Annotated in this window: 16 protein-coding genes; 10 read left to right on the top strand and 6 right to left on the bottom strand. The window is 63.7% G+C overall.

Features of this window, described 5'->3' with window-relative positions:
- Nucleotides 1-34: 34 nt before the first annotated feature.
- The 3 genes from ACTIGF_RS10670 (at nt 35) to ACTIGF_RS10680 (ending at nt 2,779) form a co-directional block, all read left to right on the top strand.
- Nucleotides 35-760, top strand: coding sequence for a glutathione S-transferase family protein (locus ACTIGF_RS10670; RefSeq protein ID WP_439636872.1), 726 nt, complete (start codon nt 35-37; stop codon nt 758-760).
- A gap of 72 nt (nt 761-832) precedes the next feature.
- Nucleotides 833-2,332, top strand: a complete 1,500-nt coding sequence (locus ACTIGF_RS10675) for a hypothetical protein (protein ID WP_439636873.1) — start codon at nt 833-835, stop codon at nt 2,330-2,332.
- 174 nt (nt 2,333-2,506) lie between these two features.
- Entirely contained in the window at nt 2,507-2,779 is a 273-nt protein-coding gene (locus ACTIGF_RS10680; RefSeq protein WP_430432037.1) for a hypothetical protein, read from the top strand.
- 57 nt (nt 2,780-2,836) lie between these two features.
- On the opposite strand, the gene ACTIGF_RS10685 is transcribed toward ACTIGF_RS10680, so the two are convergent.
- Nucleotides 2,837-3,568: a polysaccharide biosynthesis/export family protein gene (locus ACTIGF_RS10685; RefSeq protein ID WP_439636874.1), complete on the bottom strand. Its 732-nt coding sequence runs from the start codon at nt 3,566-3,568 to the stop codon at nt 2,837-2,839.
- An 82-nt stretch (nt 3,569-3,650) separates the two neighbouring features.
- Here ACTIGF_RS10685 and ACTIGF_RS10690 point away from each other — a divergent pair, with 82 nt between their 5' ends.
- From ACTIGF_RS10690 to ACTIGF_RS10700, 3 genes are all read left to right on the top strand, one after another.
- A complete protein-coding gene (locus ACTIGF_RS10690; RefSeq protein WP_439636875.1) occupies nt 3,651-5,141 on the top strand; it encodes a GumC family protein in 1,491 nt (496 codons plus the stop codon).
- Nucleotides 5,142-5,210: 69 nt separating this feature from the next.
- Nucleotides 5,211-5,825 (top strand): hypothetical protein, encoded by a 615-nt coding sequence (locus ACTIGF_RS10695; protein ID WP_439636876.1) that lies wholly within the window; start codon nt 5,211-5,213, stop codon nt 5,823-5,825.
- On the top strand, nt 5,822-7,072 hold the full coding sequence (locus ACTIGF_RS10700) for an O-antigen ligase family protein (RefSeq protein WP_439636877.1): 1,251 nt from the start codon (nt 5,822-5,824) through the stop codon (nt 7,070-7,072). The genes ACTIGF_RS10695 and ACTIGF_RS10700 overlap by 4 nt, the downstream gene beginning before the upstream one ends.
- Here the strand turns inward: ACTIGF_RS10700 and ACTIGF_RS10705 are convergent.
- From ACTIGF_RS10705 to ACTIGF_RS10720, 4 genes are read right to left on the bottom strand one after another with little or no spacing between them, the layout of a single operon-like run.
- A complete protein-coding gene (locus ACTIGF_RS10705; RefSeq protein WP_439636878.1) occupies nt 7,069-7,983 on the bottom strand; it encodes a glycosyltransferase family 2 protein in 915 nt (304 codons plus the stop codon). The genes ACTIGF_RS10700 and ACTIGF_RS10705 overlap by 4 nt on opposite strands.
- Nucleotides 7,980-8,771, bottom strand: a complete 792-nt coding sequence (locus ACTIGF_RS10710; protein ID WP_439636879.1) for a polysaccharide deacetylase family protein — start codon at nt 8,769-8,771, stop codon at nt 7,980-7,982. Before ACTIGF_RS10710 ends, ACTIGF_RS10705 begins: the two co-directional genes overlap by 4 nt.
- Entirely contained in the window at nt 8,768-9,706 is a 939-nt protein-coding gene (locus tag ACTIGF_RS10715; protein WP_439636880.1) for a glycosyltransferase family 2 protein, read from the bottom strand. Before ACTIGF_RS10715 ends, ACTIGF_RS10710 begins: the two co-directional genes overlap by 4 nt.
- The gene (locus tag ACTIGF_RS10720; RefSeq protein WP_439636881.1) at nt 9,703-11,160 is read right to left on the bottom strand and encodes a lipopolysaccharide biosynthesis protein; all 1,458 of its coding nucleotides are present in this window, start codon (nt 11,158-11,160) and stop codon (nt 9,703-9,705) included. The genes ACTIGF_RS10715 and ACTIGF_RS10720 overlap by 4 nt, the downstream gene beginning before the upstream one ends.
- A gap of 191 nt (nt 11,161-11,351) precedes the next feature.
- Here ACTIGF_RS10720 and ACTIGF_RS10725 point away from each other — a divergent pair, with 191 nt between their 5' ends.
- The 4 genes from ACTIGF_RS10725 (at nt 11,352) to ACTIGF_RS10740 (ending at nt 15,829) form a co-directional block, all read left to right on the top strand.
- The gene (locus ACTIGF_RS10725) at nt 11,352-12,437 is read left to right on the top strand and encodes a GNAT family N-acetyltransferase (RefSeq protein WP_439636882.1); all 1,086 of its coding nucleotides are present in this window, start codon (nt 11,352-11,354) and stop codon (nt 12,435-12,437) included.
- A 115-nt stretch (nt 12,438-12,552) separates the two neighbouring features.
- Nucleotides 12,553-13,305 carry a glycosyltransferase family 2 protein gene (locus ACTIGF_RS10730; RefSeq protein ID WP_439636883.1) on the top strand — a complete coding sequence of 251 codons (753 nt, stop codon included), beginning with the start codon at nt 12,553-12,555 and terminating at the stop codon, nt 13,303-13,305.
- A gap of 2 nt (nt 13,306-13,307) precedes the next feature.
- Nucleotides 13,308-15,008: an ArnT family glycosyltransferase gene (locus ACTIGF_RS10735; RefSeq protein ID WP_439636884.1), complete on the top strand. Its 1,701-nt coding sequence runs from the start codon at nt 13,308-13,310 to the stop codon at nt 15,006-15,008.
- Nucleotides 15,009-15,064: 56 nt separating this feature from the next.
- The gene (locus ACTIGF_RS10740; RefSeq protein ID WP_439636885.1) at nt 15,065-15,829 is read left to right on the top strand and encodes a crotonase/enoyl-CoA hydratase family protein; all 765 of its coding nucleotides are present in this window, start codon (nt 15,065-15,067) and stop codon (nt 15,827-15,829) included.
- 65 nt (nt 15,830-15,894) lie between these two features.
- Here the strand turns inward: ACTIGF_RS10740 and ACTIGF_RS10745 are convergent, their stop codons facing one another.
- Nucleotides 15,895-18,489 (bottom strand): M14 family zinc carboxypeptidase, encoded by a 2,595-nt coding sequence (locus tag ACTIGF_RS10745; protein WP_439636886.1) that lies wholly within the window; start codon nt 18,487-18,489, stop codon nt 15,895-15,897.
- Nucleotides 18,490-18,661 lie beyond the last annotated feature (172 nt).

Genomic DNA, 18,661 nt, shown 5'->3' on the forward strand with positions numbered 1-18,661 from the left:
GCCTGAAGCTGTTTTACAGGGCATGGAGAACCGAATGACCCAGCCGATCGAGCTCTATTACTGGCCGACCCCGAATGGATGGAAAGTCACCATCGCGCTTGAGGAAATGGGCCTTCCCTACGAGATCAAGCCGGTCAATATCGGTCTGGGCGAGCAGTTCGAACCCGATTTCCTGAAAATCAGCCCCAATAACCGCATGCCGGCCATCGTTGATCCGGACGGCCCGGACGGCCAGCCGATCTCGATTTTCGAAAGCGGCGCGATCTTGCAATATCTCGCGCGCAAGACGGGGCAGTTTTATGGCTCCAACCCGCGTGAGCAGGCGGCGGTCGAGGAATGGCTGTTCTGGCAGATGGGCGGACTGGGTCCGATGTGCGGGCAGGCGCACCATTTTCGCACCTACGCCAAGAAGGTCGAGCCCGATGAAAGCAAGCTCGAATACGGCAAGAACCGCTACACCAATGAAGTGCATCGTCTGTACGGCGTGATCGAGCGGGCTCTTGAGGACCGGGACTATCTGGCGGGTGATTTTTATTCCATCGCCGACATGGCCGCCTGGCCGTGGATCCTGCCTGAAGGGCAGGGCCAGGATCTGGACGAATTCCCGCGGCTGAAAGCCTGGGTCGAGCGCGTCGGCGCGCGCGAGGCGGTGAAAACAGGCCGCAGAGTAGGCAAGGATTTGTTCAAACCCCTCGATGAAGACAGCGAGGACATGAAAAAGGCGCGCGCCGTCCTGTTTGGTCAGCGCGCCAAACCTTAACGAATTGTAAAATCGGCTTCCCCTTGGCCTTCAACCCGCATAATTTGGGGGTGAGGGACAGGGGGACTTCCAATGTGGGCGCAGACAGACCGGTCTCGCACCTATAGCGAGCGCTATGGCGCGCGTTCGCCATGGCTGTCAGGGCCTGTGCGGGCCGGAGTCTATCTGATCTGGCGCGGCGTGTTCGCGGCCTTGCGTCCTGTGTTGTTTCTGGGGCTGCTCATTGCGGCGGGCTGGTTCGCGTATCGAGGGCTCGAGGCGGCGCCCGGCGGCGCGCTGCAGCTTCCGCAGAGCTTGAGCGAGCAGTTTGACGCGGCGCTGCATGAAGCGGCGAACCCGGCCTCAGCTGATCCCATCCTGTCGCGATGGAATACGGAGCTCACTCAATCCTTGCGGCCAGGCCCGACGGGCGGACCAGACATTTTGCGCGCGCAGTCCTTCGCCGCCAGCCTTCCGGCCATGATGGGAGAGGAGGCGCTGGCGCTTCACCTTATGCGTCATGAGCGCCGCCCGGACATGATGCAGGTGGACCTGGTCGCCATGCCCGTCTGGCGGCGCAACCAGATCGTCACCGGCGTTCTGCGGGCGCGGAGCGATGATGCGCAGCGGCAGGGGATTGATCCGGTCTGGCTGATTGAGAGCAGCCCTGATGTGCAGCACCGCTTTGCGCGTGCGCAGCGCCTGTATGGATCCAGCCTGCAGGCGGCGGAGCATTGGTTTGTGCGCCCTGGATCACAGGCCCTGAACCTTGATGCGTTCGCGGATCTTGTAACCGCTCAGGCGACCGACCCGGTCATTCTGCCCGATGCGCGGGAGGTGATCGCGCTCGGATGCGCGCTTGCGCGGTCGCATGCCCAAACTGTGCCGGCCTGTATCAGAGCGCGACCCGCGCCCGTATCTGCAGACCCTGTGCGCACGGCTTTGGCTCTGTCTGTGTTTGACGCTCAGCTTGAAACGCCGGCGGTGCGTCTGGCGCTGGCGGCGCGCGCTGCGGGTCGACTGGACGGCGACTGGCTTGACGCTCTGGTGTTGGGGCCGGCGGCGCCTGAACGCGACTTGCGGCTTCTGACAGCGCTGATGCCGGTCTTGGCTGAGGCTGACCGCTATTATGCTCAGCCCGGGACCTGTCAATTGGCCTGCACGCGGGCGATGGCTGAGTTTGCGATGCGCGCCGGCTATGACGCCGCCGCGCGTCGAGACTGGTTCGCGGCATACGATCAGGTGCGCCGCCAGGATGGCGCATTGGTCACCATCCGGGTGTCACACACATTGACGGAGGCTGAGGCTGTTACGGCGCTGGTGCGGATCAGCGCGATCAGCGAGGGGCGTTTGCTCGCCGCCAGCGTGCTTCTGGGCGATGAGCTGACAGAGCTGCACGTCGCTGAAAATAATTTTTGGCCCGTTGGAGAGGATTTGAACCTCGTCCTGGCGGCCGTGCTTGCGGGCTTGGCGTTGCTGCTTCTGGGAATCGTTTTGATTTCAGGGGGCTTTCGGCGTTCGGGAGGCGCTCCGGGTGCACTTGAACGCTTCGACGGACAGGTCAGCCGGTTAATATTGGGTAGGAATGTCTAACGGAATTAAAGGGTTAATCGGCGTTATTCTTGAGACTCTTTAACCCTGTGGTCACCCATCACACGCATTCTGATCTTGCACAACGGGCCACCGAAAAGGCTTCGGGTGCATGGTGGGATGCGGAGGCGACACGGACGAAAAGTCCGGCCCTCCGCCAACGATGGGAAGACTAAAATGGCTTTCACTGACGTGGAAACGGCGCAAGTGCACGATGCGGTCAAAATGGACCCGACCGGCGAAGACCTGTGCAAGCTGGGCCTTTTGTATTCGACCGGCCAGTGCGGCGTGATCGATTACATTGAAGCGCACAAATGGTTCAACCTGGCCTCTCTGATGGGCTCGGACACCGCAAAATACTATCGCAGCGAAGTCGCTGCCGAGATGGATGGCGATCAGCTCGCAGCGGCTCTGACCGCAGCGCGCGAATGGCTCTCCACCCGGCACTAAGACTGATCGAGCCATGATCGCCGCCAGAAGCGACAGGCTCGATCCGTCTGCATTCCCTTAGTTCGAATTGAACACCTGATCGGCCAACGCGTAGGCGAATGCGTTGTCGAGCGGCAGGATGTTTCGAATGTAAAGCTCTGTAAAATCGTTGATTTCAGCGATTACAGTGCGCGGTGCGAAGACAATGTCATGCCGGGCCAGCGGGATCATATCCGTAGGCGCGCCCTGTTGGGCGTCACGCACATTGACCGTCCGCATCATGACGCCGCCGTTTTCCGCGCGGCGCAGGACGACCACCTGACGCAAACGCGCGCGATTATTGGCGCCGCCGGCGAGGGTCAGGGCTTCCAGCACGCCCATGCGCGGGCTGACCATTTCATAAACACCCGGACTGCGCACTTCGCCGCCCACAAGGATTTGTTGCGCGCCATAGCTGACGGGCCGCACTTCCACGATCGGATCGCGCAAGACGCGGACATATCGATCCGCAATGGCGCGCGCCGCTTCCGGCCCCGTCATCTGCGCCACCATCACCGATCCCGCCAGCGGCAGGCTGACACGGCCATCCGGTCCGACGGGCAGGGTGCGGTTGAGCTCTTCTGCGGTGTGAACCACCACTTCCACCTCGTCGCCCGGAAACAGGCGATAGGCGGGCGCGGTCTCATCCCAGCTCTGAAAGCGGTTTGGCTCAAACCCCTGTTGTGGGGCTTGCCGCGGCGCGCCCGCGCACGCACCTGCCAACAATACGCCCAGACCGGACAAGACAGACCGTCGTGTTGGCGAATTCATGCTGGCGACTCCCCTAATCAGATCTTCACCATGAAAGGCGGCGGCTAAGGAAAAATTAAGCGCAATCGCGCCAGATGCACCTATGACGTCAATGTCTTCAGACACCAGAGCCGAAGAGCGGGCGCGGCGCGAGCTGGATCTTGTGGATCTGGTTGCGATCGCGTGGACGCAGCGCCTGTTCATCATCCTGATTACGCTCATCATTTTCATCCCGCTGGCGGTGATGGCGTATTTGAGCCTGACGCCGACCTATACCGCCGGCAGTCGGTTGCTGGTGATTATGGATGACGAGGATCTGACGCCGGGCGCCGCCGGGGCGGGCGGCGAGTTCATGTTTGACCAGATCATGCAGTCCGAGGCCGATCTTCTGGCGTCAGAAGAAGTGCGCCGTCGCATGCTGATCGAGCTGACCGGCGCTGCTGATCCTGAACAGCTCAAGACGCTGGGCGACGGGTTTGGCGTTTCCAGAGCGCCGAACGCCAGCTTTCTGATCGCCACGTTCAAGAATGAAGACGCCCAAGTGGCCGCCAATACGGTGAACGCCATTGTCGACGCCTATTTGCGGTACCGGGTCGAACTTCTGACGGGCGGTTATGAAGGCGGCGTGCAGGCGCGTCTGGACGCCGCCGAACGGGACGCCCAGGCGGCGCAGCAGGCGCTTCGGTCCTTCCTGGCGGACAACGCCATTACCGATTTTGAGACCGAGCTGAACTCGGCACTGGGCCGGTTGGCTGATATCCAGGGACGCAAACTGGCGGCAGACGCCGATGCGGCCCAGGCGCGCGCGCTGGCGCAAGCGCTGGAGCAGCGTCTTCAGGACATTCCTCAAACGATCGAACTCTATGTCGAAAACTCGGTGACGGGTCAGCTTCTGGACCTTCAGGTGCGGCAAGCTGAATTGATGGCGCGTTACCAGCCGGACGCACCGCCTGTGGTCGCTGTTGAGCGCGAGATCGAGGCGCTTGAGCGCTTCGTTCAGGACGGTCGGGCCAATGGCCAGGGACAGCGCCGCACCGGTGTGAATCCGATCTGGCAGGAGCTGGAATCCTCACGCCTGCAACAAGAATCCAACGCCGCCGGCCAAGCGCGCCTTGCGTCCTCGCTGAATGCGCAATTGCGCGACGCCCGCATGCAAGTGGATCGCCTGCGCGCCTTGCAGTCTGAGTATGATCGTCTGATCCGTGCGGTTTCGGCGCGGTCCGCAGCTGCGGACCAGTTGTCGGTTCAGGCGGCGGACGCCATGGCGCGACGCGAGATGCCGCCCGGCGGCGCGGACGCCATCCGGATCGTCTCACGCGCCACCCCGCCGGTTCAGGCGCAATCCAAGCGAAAGCTGGCCGTGATGGCGGTGGGCGTGCTGGCGGGCGGGATCGCGCTCTTGCTCGGTCTGATCCGCGGCTATGTTGTGGCCGTGCGACAGGATCCGCCGCCGCAACGTCCAACTCCGCCTGTAGAGCGTGCGCCCTCCAATGAGCGCCCAGAGCCAGAGCCGCGCAATGAAACGCCCCGGAGCGAAGCGGCGCCCCGACGCACACCTGTGCCGGTGCTGGCGCGGGTCAGCGACGCGCGCTGACGCGGAAGCGCTCCGTTAACCATTCGCGCATACATCTGTCTGTTGAGTAAACAGGCGTGGTCGTCGCGTATGAGCATCGAGCGTGAACTTGAGGGGTTGGCCCGGCGGTTGTCACCGCAGGGCATGGCCGCGCGCGCCGTCATGGTCGCGCCGGTCAGCGCCTCGGCCGGCGCGTCGACCATCGCCGCCGGTCTGGTGCGCGCGGCTGTGGCGCAAGGCGTGAAACCGGTCTGGCTTTACGATCTCGATTTCAAGAACAATCCTCAATCCGATGCGTTTCGTCTGAACGGGCAGGCGTATTCCGGGGCTTTGTCGGGGCGGCGCTTCTGGCGAACCGTGCCTGACAACGCCGGGCGTGTGGCGCTGCGGCGGGTCGAGGACCAGCCGATCTATGTCAGCCGTTTCGAACGCGCGCCGGGACAGGTGCGCAGCCTGACATTTCTGGACAATGCCGAGTACTGGAACCGGGCGCGACACAGCGCAGGGCTGACAGTGGTGGACGCCTCGTATCAAAGCGCGGCGATTCCGCTGATCGCGCCGAATATGGACGGGGTCATTCTGGTCGCGGATGCGCGCAGCGACGGTCGCGCCGCCACTGAAAACGCCGCTGATCGCTTGCGGGCGCAGGGAGCGCAGGTCTGGGGCGTTGTCGTCAATCGCACCCGGGCAGCGGCGCCAGCGTGAGCGCGTTCGCGCTCGCCGATCGCTGGCGCGCGACCTTGCCGCGCTTTCGCTTTGCGCTTGCGCTTGAAGCCGGGCTCGCCGTCTTTCTGATCTTCATGTTCTCAAGCGCCCTGTTCTCGCTGATCTTTGGCGGCGATGAGGAGGGCAGTCCGGTTCTGCGGCTGATCTGGCCGCCGGTCTATCTGATGACCCTGATCCTGGTGGTGATGCGCCCGGTTCCGGTTCTGGGGCTGATGGCGCGCGCCTGGCCGCTGGTGATCCTTGCGGCCTTGCCCATGGTCTCGGCCTTCTGGTCGCTGGACGCCGGGTTAAGCCTGCGGCGGGGCTTGGGCGTTTTGATGCCGGCGGTGTTCGGGCTGTGGCTGGCGAGCCGATATAGCTGGACCGATCTGATCCGCTTGCTGGCGCTGTCGCTGGGCGTGCTCGCGTTAGGCTCCTTGATCATGGCGGTGGCGTTTCCTGCCTATGGCGTGATGAGCGAGGTTCACCCTGGCGCGTGGGCCGGTCTTTGGGAGCAGAAGAACCGGCTGGGCGCAGTGATGGCGATCACGACCATGGGCGGCATGGCCGCGGCCCTGACGACGCCCTATCGCCACGAAGTGCGCTATTGGGGCGCGCTGGTGATCCTGGCGGTCTTTCTGGTGCTGATGTCCACCTCCAAGACCGCGCTGATGGCCTGCATGATCGGGTTTGGCGGTCCGCTGATGATCTATTGTGCGCGCCAGGGCTTCATTTGGGCCGCGCTCGCAGTGTTCAGCGGGCTGATGGGCGTGTTTGCGCTGACCCTTGTGATCGCGATCGGGCCGGGCGTCATTCTCGAAGCGCTCGGGCGAGACCCGACCCTGACAGGCCGCACGGACATCTGGGCGGGTCTGATCCGCGCCGTGGCCGAGAAACCCTGGACAGGGTTTGGCTGGGGCGTGTTCTGGCTGGAAGAGGAAGGCCCGGTCTATTGGGTGCGTCAGGCGACCCAGTGGGAAGTGCCGTCCGCGCACAATTCCTGGCTGGAAATCGCGCTTGGCCTCGGCGTTCCGGGCGCCGCTCTGGCGTTCGGGGTGTATCTTCTGGGGCTGGGCGCCGCGCTGAAACGCCTGTTTTCGGGCGTCGAGACCTATTGGGCGCTGCCCGGCATTGCGATCTGGGGGCTGACCAGCATGTCGGAAAGCATCTTCATGACCACGAACGGCTTCACCTGGATGCTGTTCTGCATCACCTTCAGCAAGCTGTGCGCCCGCCGCGAAGCCTAGGCGCTTGCGCCGTAAAGCCGCGGTGACAGCGCTTCAAACCAGATCAGCTTGCCAGCGCCCTGCGCGGCCTTATCCAGACAATTGGCTGCAGCCTTGGCGGAGATCAGCCGCGCGACGGGCGCACAAGCGCCGAACACCAAGACTTGCGCCGCACCGACGCTCATCCAGAACGCGACGCCCGCCCAGTTAAGCGGGCTTTGCTGTGCGCAGGTCTGCGTCGGTCCCTGTCCATAGGCGAAGCTGCGTTGCAAAAGCTTTCCCCAGCTTAGCCTGGGGGCCTGGACGTGCTCGAACACATCCGCCTGCGCCGCCCAGCCAAAGCGGACGCCCTGGGCCTGCAGTTTTTGAAACAGCATGTCGTCCTCGCCGCCGATCTCATTGGCCGCGTGGTCAAAGACGGGCGACGGCAAATCCAGCGCTTCGCGATCAAACAGAGCGTTGCCGCAGCCATGGGGCTTGTCGATCAGCTGAGTGTCTGACGAGCCCAGCCTTGAATAGAGCCGTTGCGTGTAGGCGGCGCGGACGCCGCGGGTCAGCGGGTCGGGCAGCTGTGCGATGACGGGTCCGAACACTACCGGAGCATCCAGCATTTCACGAGCGTCCAGAAGGCTTGCGAGCCAGCGCGGGCTGGCTGTTTCGTCATCATCGAGCTGGGCGATGAAACGCGCCTGTGTATGTGCGAACCCGGTATTGCGGGCATTGGAGACGCCCGGACTGGCTTCGTGCACATAGGACAATCGCACGGGAGCGCCGTCCGACAATCGCTCCACTGCCGCCCTGGCACCGCCCTGCGGATCATTGTCCACGATGACGATTTCATCGGGCAGGCGGGTTTGCGCAAAGACGCTGCGCACAGCGTCCGCCAGCGCGTCATTGCGCCGATAGGTGGGGATCAGGACGGCGACGCTCATGCGCGCGCCTCGATCGCGGCGAGGGCGTCTGACTGCGTCATCACCTGGGCGCCCGAGTGTTCGACGGCGTGCAGGACCACATCCAGAAACTCCGGCGTACAGCCCCATTCAGAAGGCTGGTGTTGAATGTCGTGACCATAAAAGATCAGCCAGCCGGGATTGCGGGCCGCGTCCCTGACCGCAGCGACGGCGCGCTTCAGCCCGTCATCTCCGCCATCCAGCGGCACGGATTTGAGCAAACCGCGATCGGCCACGCCGCGATTGATCCCGGGCTGCACGCCGCGCAGGCTGGAATAGGTCTCAAGCAAACGCTTCTTGGCTTGCGGGGTCGCTTCCCCATAGGCGAAAGCGTAGCTGGTCGGCGCGTCATCAAGGCCGGCCGCCTTCAGATAGGCGCGATTGCGGGCGGCGTCCGCCGCCACGGCTTCCGCGGGCAGACGCGACGCATCGAGATGACTGAAGCCGTGACAGGCGATCTCATGACCTTCGGCTTTCAAATTTAGAAGGTCCTGAGGATCAAAAAGCTCGCCATGATGATTGGTGACGCCCGCCAGACTGCCACTGACATAATAGGTCCCGCGCCAGCCGCGCGCTTTCAGCCGCACAGCGCCCAGCTCCAGAGCCGAGCGCGGAAAATCGTCAAAGGTGAAGGTGACGATGGGGCGGTCGAGATTGATTTTGAGCGGGGTGACGCCCAGCCGACGTGTGAGCTGTTTTTGCACGCGACCGGCCAGGCCGCCGCGCGGGCGATACACCACAGTATCTGGATTACAAGCCGTCTGGCTCATGCGCGCCCCCTGGGCAAATCGCGGGCGGCGGCGCCCGCACGATAGAGTTTCAAGGCCAGAACGCGGACTTTCAGCGGCGCCCAAGCCGCTTTCGCCAGCATTTCGCCCATCATACGGGCGAGCCTGGCCAATCCCGTCGCTTGCACTTTACGGGCCAGCCGCGCGCCGGGGCGGCTTTCATACTCGGGATGACGGGTGAGAAGGCGGGCGAAATTGGCGCCCGCGCGGTCAAATTTATCAAGCAGCGTCGAGACATCCTGCAAACCGCCATGGGCGGCGGGCGCGTCCACATGACCCAGCTCGCCCTGTCGGTTGGCGCTGAGCGCCCAGTCCACATCTTCCCAGCCCCATCCCGTATAGCCTTCATCAAAGCGGCATTGGGCGAACAGGCTGGCGCGAACCGCAAGGTTTGACGAGCAGACCGCCGCCGCACCCAGAGCGGACCGCGTGGCGGCGTCCGGCGCGTCAGACGCATGGGCGAGGGCGGCGTGAACGGTTTCATGCTCAGAGCGCGGCATGCTCGGCGCATATCCGCCGAACAGGGCGTCACAGGCGGTCTCAGCCAGATGATGTCGCCAGCGCGCGAGAAATCCGGGTTCGATCTCCATGTCGGCGTCCAGAAACAGCAGCCATGCGCCCTGGGCGGCGTCGCCAAGCTGATTGCGCGCGGCGGAGCGACCCAGATTGTCCGGGCTGGTGATCAGTTTGATCGCAGCGCCGGACCCCAGCACGGCGTCTTTCACGCTGTCAGAGAGGGCCGGGTTCGGAACCCCGTCGTCAAACAGGATGATCTCTGTCTGTGGGTCCGTCTGGCGGCTCAGCGCTTCAAGCAAGGGGCGAGGATCATCGCCATAAAACGGGATCAGCACCGACAGGGCGACCGCATACGTATCGGCGGAGGGGGAGCGCGTCATCTGGAGGGTCTGGACGGTCATGCCGCGGCCCTCCGTCCCAGACGGGTTGCGATCCTTGCGCCCAGCCAACGCCGTGCACCCAGCCCGTCCAGCGCCAGCAAGATCACGGCATAGCTGAGCGCCCCAAGTGCGACTTGCAGGACGAGATCTGTGATCACCAGGCCGGTCGACGGAGCATAGGCCAGAGTGACCGCCATGCCTGTGGTGGCGAGCGCGGCCTTGCTCCATTCGCGTACGGGGATCGGCATGGGGAAAATGCTCCGCCCATGGATGGCGCAGGCGACCAGCGCGATGGCGTAGGCGGCCACGGTCGCCCAGGCCGCGCCATGGAGCCCCAGTAGCGGGATCAGGAGCGCGTTCAGCGCCAGATTGAGCACGGCGGAACCCGTCATGATGAACGCCATGGAACCGGTGCGGCGGCCCAGCGTGTAAGCGGTATGAAAGTAATGGGTCATGACGCCGTTCATCAGCCCGGACAAAGCGATCAGCGGCACGATGGAGGCCGCGCTATCGGCCAGCTCTTCCCCGATCATCAGTCTCGCCAGATCGGGCGAGACGAGCGCCAGCCCGGCGGCGGCCGGAAAGCCGATGGCGCCCATCAGCGCGCCGGTGCGGCGGGCGACGTCTTGCGCCGCCTTGCGGCCGTCATGTTCCAGCGCGGAGATCAGCAAGGGGCCCGTTGTCATGCCCAGCCATAAGAAGACGATGCTGAGCGAACGATCCGCCAGCGCATAGCCCGCGGCATAGGCGCCGGTGGCGGCTTCACCCAGATAGGCGGCGATGAGGAAGCGGTCGCCGCTGGTCAGAAGCTGTTCAAAGATCAAGGAGAAGGCGATGGGGCCGCCATAGGCGAAAAAGGCGGTGATCCGGGCGTTCTGGGCGCGGTCACGTTTGGCCTTGCGCGCCAGGGCGGGCAGATCAAACACCAGCGCCAGACCGGACGCCAGAGCGAGACCGGCCAGCGGACCCGCCGAGCCGAGATCTGTAAACAGCGTCAAAGCCGCGCCGAAGGCGAACCCGCCCGCCAGAGAGAAGGTCTCAAGCGCCGAATATCGCCAGGCTTCGCCGGCGGCGCGGCGCGTTTCCAGCGCGATCATGACGCCGGCGCGCAAAAGCAGATAGGCGAGCGCATAGGCGCTGGCGGTCTTTAGCGCGGGCGGCAGGTCGAGCACCAGCAAGAGAACGCCGCCCAGGATCGCGACCGGCGCGGCGATCATGGCGAACAGGCTGAGCGCCGTGAACAAATGCCCGCCCAGTCGGCCGCGTGCGCTGGCGCGGGCGTGATAGCGCGCCACGGCGGCGTCCAGCCAGGTGAAGATCAGGGTGCTGATCAGCGCGGAGCCTGTCAGCACCAGCATGTACTGGCCATAGGCGTCGGGGCTGAGAAGCCGAGTGAACACGACCACGCTGCCAAAGCCCACAAGAGCCTGGGCCAGATAGACAGGCAGGTAAGCCAGAAGGTGACGGTTCAGCATGAGAGGTTCAGGGTCCGGATCAGCACCAGGCGCGCCATGCAAGAGCGCGACCGGTCCCAAGCTTGCCTCACAACACTGAAAAACGGCTAAACGCGCGTGATTTTGTGCCGAAGCGGGCCAGATCGGGCGTTCGCCAAGCCTTTGTTCAGTCTTGTCTGTCAGGACTGTCGCAGAATGAAACGGGGACCGGGATGCAGATGCTGAGCGTGGACGTGACAACACCTCAAGAGCTGAGCGCCTCTGAGCGTGACGCCTGGCGCGCCATGACGGCGGCCAATCCGCTCCTGAAAAGCCCGTATCAAACGCTGGGCTATCTTGACGCCATCTCGGCGGCGCGCCCCGATATCCGAGTGGCGGTGATCCGCAAGAGCGAGCGCATCGCCGGCTTCTTCGCCTTTCAGAAAGGGCCGATGGGCCATGCCCGCGCCCCCGGCGGCGTGGTCAATGATTGTCACGGGATCATCTGCGCCCCCGATGAAGACATCGCGCTGTCGCATGTGCTGAAGCAGGCGGGGATCACGGTCTTTGATTTCCGTGACAGCCTTGCGGCTCAAGCCCCGTTCCGTCGCCATGCCGACAGCGTCGAAGGCGGCTGGGTGATTGATGTGTCCGAAGGCTTTGACGCCTATGTGGCGAGCCGTAAAAAGCTGGGCGGCAATACGTTTCGCAGCGCCATCGGCGCGCCGAAGAAACTCGCCAAGGAAGGCGAGCTGAGCTTCCGCTTTGATGATCGCCGACCCGAAACGCTTGAAGCGCTGTATGCATGGAAGTCCGCGCAGTATCGCGAGTCCGGCTTTCCGGATCTGTTTGCGCTGAAATGGGTGCGCGATCTTCTGGAGCAGCTGTGGCGGCAGGACCGCGCAGAGGGCGCAGGCCTGATGTCCACGCTGGAGCTTGATGGGCGTCTGGCGGCGGTGCATTTCGGCCTGATCGGGCCGGACGTACTGCATTCGTGGTTTCCGGCCTATGACCCGCAACTCATCAAGCTGACGCCGGGCAACGCCTTGTTGATTGAAATGCTGAAAGCGGGCGCTGAGGCGGGCGTGCAGGAAGTGCATATGGGGCCGGGCGAGGGGCGCCAGAAACAGGCCATGGGCTCGTTTCAGGAAGGCCTCGCCACCGGCTGCATCACCCAGCCAGGCCTCGCCGGCTGGACCCGCCAGATGGCGGGACGGATCGAGAAGGCCGCCGAGCCCTTGCCGCTGGGGCCGCTGGCGCGGGCGCCGGGCAAGGCGTTTCGCAAGATTGACCGCATCGCCGCGCTTTATGGCGTCTGATCGGGCCTGATCGCAGCCTGCGCTTCGGGTTGTGATTGCCCGCCTTGTGCGGTTCGCGCTAAACCGCTGGCATCAGATCGCGCCCCTTGCGGTCGGCCCTGCCAGATGAGCGCCCATGAGCATGCCAGCCCTGTCCATCGTCATCCCCGCCTTCAACGAAGCGGCCAGCATCGAAGAAGTGGTCAAGGAGGCGATCTCGGTCTTCTCTGAAGGTCTTGAGAGCTTTGAGATTATCGTGGTCGATGACGGCAGTGATGACGACACCGCCGGCGCGCTTGGCCCGCTCGCTCAGTCGGATTCGCGGGTGCGCGTGATCCGTCATCCCAACCGGTCCGGCAAAAGCGCGGGACTTCGGACAGGGTTTCTGGCGGCGCGTGCGATCTGGGTCGCCACCATGGATGGCGACGGCCAGGATGATCCGCGGTCGGTTCTGGAAATGAGCAAGGCGATTGATCTGTCCACCGTGGACACGGTGGGCGTGGTGGCCGGATGCCGGCAGAACCGCACTGACGGGGCCAACCGCAAATTCGCCTCGCGTTTCGCCAATGGCCTGCGCCGCTCGCTCCTCAATGATGATTGCCCGGATACGGCGTGCGGGCTGAAAATCTTGCCGCGGGACCTGTTCCTGGTGATGCCCTTCTTTGACGCCATTCACCGCTATTTGCCGGCGCTGGCCGGGCATCTGGGCTTTGAAACGCTCAATGTCACCGTGGTGAACCGGCCGCGCGCGGCGGGTGAGAGCAAGTACACCAATCTCGGCCGCGCGGCGGCGGGCCTGTTTGATCTGTTGGGCGTCATCTGGCTGATGCGCCGCACCCATTATCCCGATCCGCACATGCTCTTGGGCGCACGGGGTGAGGATCGCTGACCATGACGGGTTTTACGGACTCTCTGACCCAGCCCGGCCAGAATGGCGGGTTGTCTCGCCGCGCCTGGATCGTGGTGATGTTGCTGGCGGTGATCGCGCACTTTCCAGGATTGTTCTCGATCCCGGCCATGGATCGCGATGAAGCGCGCTATGCGCAGGCGAGCCGGCAGATGATGGAGACCGGCGATTTCGTCGATATCCGCTTTCAGGGCGATCCACGCCACGTCAAACCCAGCGGCATTTACTGGCTGCAGGTGATCACCACCCAGCCATTCGGCGGCGACGACGCCCCCATCGGCGCGCACCGCCTGCCCAGCTTTTTCGGCTCCCTGATCGCTGTGGCGCTGACGGCTTTTCTAGGCGCGCGCCTGTTCTCGCCGTCGGTGGGGCTGGTGGCCGGGATCGTGATGGGGCTCGGCCTCGCCATGCAGATCGAGGCGCGCACCGCCAAGACCGACGCCGCCTTGCTGGCGGCGGGCATGTTCGCCCAGGTCGCGCTGGCCATGCTGATGCTGAAAGTGCAGGAGGCGAAGCCGAAATTCTGGGGCTGGCCTGCGGTGCTTTGGGCGGGGACCGGCGCTGCGATCGCCATCAAGGGGCCGATCTTCTTCATGGTCACGGCGCTGACCCTGATCGGGTTTGTCGCGCTGAAGCGTGATCTGAAACTTCTATTGAAAATCAGACCCTTGCCGGGGCTTCTTCTGGCTTGTGCGATCTTCCTGCCCTGGCTGATCGCGATCAATATCCAAACCGATTGGGGCTTTTTCCAGGAAGCCGTCGGCCATGCTCTGTTCGGCAAGGTGGGCGTGGCGGACGACAGTCATGGCGGCCCGTTCGGCTATCATACCTTGCTGATGCCGGTGACGCTCTGGCCGGCGTCTGCGCTTCTGGGGCTCGCCGGTTTGGCCGCCTGGTCGCGGCGCGGCGAGACGGCTGTCCAGTTCCTGCTGGTGTGGATCCTGCCGTCCTGGCTGGTGTTTGAACTGATCCAGACCAAGCTGCCCCATTATGTCTCGCCCATGTTCCCCGCCATCGCCATCCTGATCGGTCTGGGGCTGGTGAACGCGAAAGCGCTGCTCAGCGGCTGGAAGCAATGGACGCTGTTTGGCGTCATTGCGGCGCTCGCCATTGTCGTGGGCGCGCTGGTGGGTCTGGTGCCCTGGATCGGCCAGATCGAGTTTGGCGAACCCGTCAGCCTCGCCAGCAAGGTCACGGCCGGGATGGGCGCTTTGGCGGTGATCAGCCTGGTCTGGCTGGCGTTCAAACCTGATCTGACGCGGCTCTTGGCGGTCAGCGTGGCCAGCGCGGCGGTCTATGTGGTCGCGTTCGGCGTCGCCATTCCCGGCGTCCAAAAGCTGTGGCCGTCCTATAACGCCGCCCGCATCGCGGAGACCTTCACGGGCTGTGAGACGATGGATGTGGCCACGGCGGGCTATCGCGAGCCGTCCAACGTCTTCAATTTCAGCACCGATATCCTGCTCGGCACGGATGGCGCTGAGACGGCGGCGTTTTTGCTGGCGCATCCGCAATGCGGTCTGGCGATTGTGGATCAGTCCGAGCAGGAGAGCTTTGAGGCCGGACTTGGCGGCGCAATCGTCCGGCAGCTGGCTGCGCTTGAAGGGTATAACGCGGTGAAGGGGCGGGATCTGACCTTGCGGTTTTATACGCTTGAAAACTCCGACCTCCAGGCGTCCGCTCGATAAGGCTTGTCTGCGCGTCAGTGCTGACCGACCCTGTTTGTCTCTCAGGGAGGACAGTCATGAGCGTTCAATACGAAACGCGAGGCGCCGTCGCGATCATCACCCTCAACCGACCCGACCGGCGTAACGCCGTGGATGGTCCCACCGCTGACCAGCTGGCCGAAGCCTTCCGGCGCTTTGACGCTGACGAAGGCTTGAGCGTCGCCATCCTGACCGGGGCGGGCGGCACCTTCTGTGCGGGCGCGGATCTGAAAGCGGTCAGCACGGGCGAAGGGCGCAACCGGGTCGAGGAGACCGGCGATGGTCCCATGGGGCCGTCACGCCTGAAACTGAGCAAACCTGTCATCGCCGCGATTGAAGGCCATGCCGTGGCGGGTGGGCTGGAGCTGGCGCTATGGTGTGATCTTCGGGTCATGGCCGAGAACGCCGTGTTCGGCGTGTATTGCCGCCGCTTCGGCGTGCCGCTGATTGATGGCGGCACGGTGCGCCTGCCGCGCCTGATCGGCCAATCTCGCGCCCTGGACATGATCCTGACAGGGCGCACGGTTGAAGCCGGCGAAGCGCTCTCATTCGGTCTGGCGAACCGGGTGGCCGAACCGGGGCGTGCGCTGGACGCGGCGCTTGAGCTTGCCGAACAGATCGCGGCTTTCCCCCAGCTCTGCCTGCGCCATGACAGACAATCCGTGCTGGAGCAATGGGGGCTTGATGAAGCGGACGCCATGCTCAACGAGGTCCGGCTCGGGATCAAAACCCTCTCCAGCGGCGAAACCGTGGAGGGCGCAACCCGTTTCGCCAAAGGCGAAGGCCGGCACGGCCAGTTCTGAGCATTCATAACAAAAGCGCCCCGCCAGTGTCCTGACGGGGCGCTCTCAGTCAGTCGTTCAGCGACTTATTCTTCTTCGTAATCGCCACGAGCGCGGCTGATCATGGGGGAGAAGAAGATCGCGTTCATGAGCAGGCGCTCCGAACCGGGGAAGGTGGCCCGGAAGACGGGATTGTCCGCCATCATGATCACCGAGCCCCGGCCCAGACGCTCGGCGACGACGGCGGGCGTGCCCGCGATTTCGTCCTGGCGTCGCTGGGACGCGTAACCGCTCAGCAGCGGATCATCCGTGTACTGCAGCGGCACGGCGTAAGGATCGTCCTCAGGACGGATCAGCACGTCGGTGATGTTGCGCTGAACCGCCAGCGTACGGTCCTCAAAACCGAAGCCCAGCGGGTGAGAGGTGTCCAGATCGGTCTCAAACAACGCCCCGCCGATAATGTGCTCGGCTTCGCGCACCGCCATATCGGCGACGTTCAGACGTTCGGTCGTCTCGGTGTCGTCTTCAGACTCGTCTTCCTCTTCCTTGCGGTCAAAGAAGGCGTCCTGCGCCCAGATCGCAGCCTGGCGGGTCGCGATCAGCGTGCCGCCATCGCCCCGGATCCAATCCTCGACCTCTTCCTGGATGCTGTCTGAAAGACGGGCATTGCCGCCCACCAGGATCAGGTGCGTATATGCGCTCCAGTCGACGCCGCCGAGATCATCCTTGCGAACAAGGGTGACTTCCATGTTGTGGCGGAAATCGAGGGTCCACCACATCTCGCCGGAATCATAGCGCGTCAGGCCATCGTCAAAGGCCAGCAGCACTTTTGGCGTCTGAACTGAGCGGAACACGCCGGCAGCGCCGAAATCCGCGCCTTCATTGGGCGTCAGGCCCGAGGTGAGGGCATGGACGGTGACGCCGTCCTCGGATGCGATGGTCTCCATCAGGGCGTGAATGTCTTCACGGCTCATATCCTGACGGGCATAGGGCACGAAGATCGCGCCGCGACCCATCTCCACCCGGCCGCGCGTGGTTTCTGCGGTCACAGGTTCCGTACCCGCTCGCGCCAGAAGCTCGGCGGACAGAATCCGGTTCAGCGCCCGCGGGGCGAAGGTGTGCGACCATTCCAGCGCATAACCATAAGGCGCGACGTCCGGAGCGGGGGCGGCTTCAAACGCGCCATCGGCCAACTCGTCTGACATGGAGACCGAACGCAGGCCGCCGGTCAGCGCGGAATATTCAAGGTCATAAGCCAGCGGCAGGGTCCAGCCCGACACGTCATAGAAGATGTTTTCTTCAAACTCGGTGACCTGATCAAAAACGCCGCGGATCATCCGGTGCTGGTCCTGGTTCATCGGCACCACGAAGGACTCGCCCGCCGCATAGGTGCGGCCATCGGCGCGCACATCGCTTTCCAGCGTGTACACATCGATATCGTGCATGCGCAGTAGGCGCACAAAGCGGTGCGCCCGTTCAGGGTCGCCCGCCGCGGTGAACACATAGGCGCGACGATTGTCGCGGTTCGCCATCTCGGCGGAGTCAGCAAAATAGCTGGTTTGATACTCGATCAGTTCGTCGCGGATATTGCGCGCGCCTTCCACTGTGGTCAGCGCGGTGCGGAACTGGGTGCGCACATTGTCGGCATGGGTGACGAGACCCCGATCGGTTTCGATTTCACCGCCGCGTGCGGCGCCGATCTCAAACAGGATGCCCAGCGATCCGTTGATCTGCGGATAGGTCGAGCCCTTGCCGATATAGAAATTATCAAAGCCTTCCTGGGTGGTGTAGAGCCGCGCTTCAGGGTCCAGGAAGTCAGTGGTGTGCTGCTGGGCGATCCGGTAGGTCAGGTCGCGCGCCCGTTCCGGGATGAGCGGATTGCGGCGCAGCGCTTCGCCCGGATGGAAATAGAACGGGCTGGACGAGCCCATCTCGTGATAGTCCGCCGAGACCATCGGCTTCCATTCATGCCATTTGCCGATCCAGGCCTGAGCTTCAGGTTGGGTCAGCAGCAGCCACTGGCGGTTTAGGTCGAACCAATAATGGTTGGTGCGCGCTTCGACCCACAGATTATGGATGATGTCGGCGGGATCGGTGTTCTGCGCCTGGGAGAAGAAAGTCTCCACATGGTTCACGCGGCGCGAATGGCCGTCCGGGTTGAACACGGCGGTGAACAGCAGAACCGTATCGTCGAGCGTGTCGCCGATATCAGCCTCGCTGGCGGCGGCGAAGTGGTAGAGAACCGGAATGGCGGCGTCCATGCCGGAGGATTCTGCGCCGTGAACGCCGAAATTGATCCACAGGACCAGCGGCGTGTCCGCCGGGGCGCTTTCCCCGCGCAAGCGCGCCAGATGCGCGTCGCGAATCGCGTCGATGCGTTGCTGGTTCTCAGATGAGGTGACGGTGAAGAACAGGATCGGCCGCTGCTCGTGCGTATAGCCGATGGTCTCCACCGAGATGCGGTCAGACTGACCGGCAATGTCGCGCAGATAGGCGACCATGTCAGCGTGACGGATCGGGCGATCACCGACTTCATAGCCGAAACTGTCTTCAGGCGTCGTGATGGACGCATCATAGCGGACGTCTTCAGGCATGAAGAAGGAAATGGGTTCTGCGACGGCCGCAGAGCTGGTCAATGCGGCGCCAAGCGCGAGCAAACCCGCACGGAAAAGGCTCTTCATAATGTCTCCCCATGAGCCGTTTATCGGCCCTGCTTTGTCTCGATGGTGAAGTGTTCAGCAACCTAGGCCGCAAAACTTGCGGCGACCAGTGCTAGCCGAATTCAATTTCGCCCTGTATGAGAGCCGCAAAGAGCGCAGGTTTTGCACCTGCGAACACATCGAGATCCGCGAG

It is taken from the genome of Oceanicaulis sp., from assembly GCF_051859625.1.
Taxonomy (GTDB): domain Bacteria; phylum Pseudomonadota; class Alphaproteobacteria; order Caulobacterales; family Maricaulaceae; genus Oceanicaulis.

What these genes read in the sequence shown, in the direction of transcription:
- ACTIGF_RS10670 (WP_439636872.1), top strand. Translation starts at nt 35, where the DNA reads ATGACCCAGCCGATCGAGCTCTATTACTGGCCGACCCCGAATGGATGG.
- ACTIGF_RS10675 (WP_439636873.1), top strand. Translation starts at nt 833, where the DNA reads ATGTGGGCGCAGACAGACCGGTCTCGCACCTATAGCGAGCGCTATGGC.
- ACTIGF_RS10680 (WP_430432037.1), top strand. Translation starts at nt 2,507, where the DNA reads ATGGCTTTCACTGACGTGGAAACGGCGCAAGTGCACGATGCGGTCAAA.
- ACTIGF_RS10685 (WP_439636874.1), bottom strand. Translation starts at nt 3,568, where the DNA reads ATGAATTCGCCAACACGACGGTCTGTCTTGTCCGGTCTGGGCGTATTG.
- ACTIGF_RS10690 (WP_439636875.1), top strand. Translation starts at nt 3,651, where the DNA reads ATGACGTCAATGTCTTCAGACACCAGAGCCGAAGAGCGGGCGCGGCGC.
- ACTIGF_RS10695 (WP_439636876.1), top strand. Translation starts at nt 5,211, where the DNA reads ATGAGCATCGAGCGTGAACTTGAGGGGTTGGCCCGGCGGTTGTCACCG.
- ACTIGF_RS10705 (WP_439636878.1), bottom strand. Translation starts at nt 7,983, where the DNA reads ATGAGCGTCGCCGTCCTGATCCCCACCTATCGGCGCAATGACGCGCTG.
- ACTIGF_RS10710 (WP_439636879.1), bottom strand. Translation starts at nt 8,771, where the DNA reads ATGAGCCAGACGGCTTGTAATCCAGATACTGTGGTGTATCGCCCGCGC.
- ACTIGF_RS10715 (WP_439636880.1), bottom strand. Translation starts at nt 9,706, where the DNA reads ATGACCGTCCAGACCCTCCAGATGACGCGCTCCCCCTCCGCCGATACG.
- ACTIGF_RS10720 (WP_439636881.1), bottom strand. Translation starts at nt 11,160, where the DNA reads ATGCTGAACCGTCACCTTCTGGCTTACCTGCCTGTCTATCTGGCCCAG.
- ACTIGF_RS10725 (WP_439636882.1), top strand. Translation starts at nt 11,352, where the DNA reads ATGCAGATGCTGAGCGTGGACGTGACAACACCTCAAGAGCTGAGCGCC.
- ACTIGF_RS10730 (WP_439636883.1), top strand. Translation starts at nt 12,553, where the DNA reads ATGAGCATGCCAGCCCTGTCCATCGTCATCCCCGCCTTCAACGAAGCG.
- ACTIGF_RS10735 (WP_439636884.1), top strand. Translation starts at nt 13,308, where the DNA reads ATGACGGGTTTTACGGACTCTCTGACCCAGCCCGGCCAGAATGGCGGG.
- ACTIGF_RS10740 (WP_439636885.1), top strand. Translation starts at nt 15,065, where the DNA reads ATGAGCGTTCAATACGAAACGCGAGGCGCCGTCGCGATCATCACCCTC.
- ACTIGF_RS10745 (WP_439636886.1), bottom strand. Translation starts at nt 18,489, where the DNA reads ATGAAGAGCCTTTTCCGTGCGGGTTTGCTCGCGCTTGGCGCCGCATTG.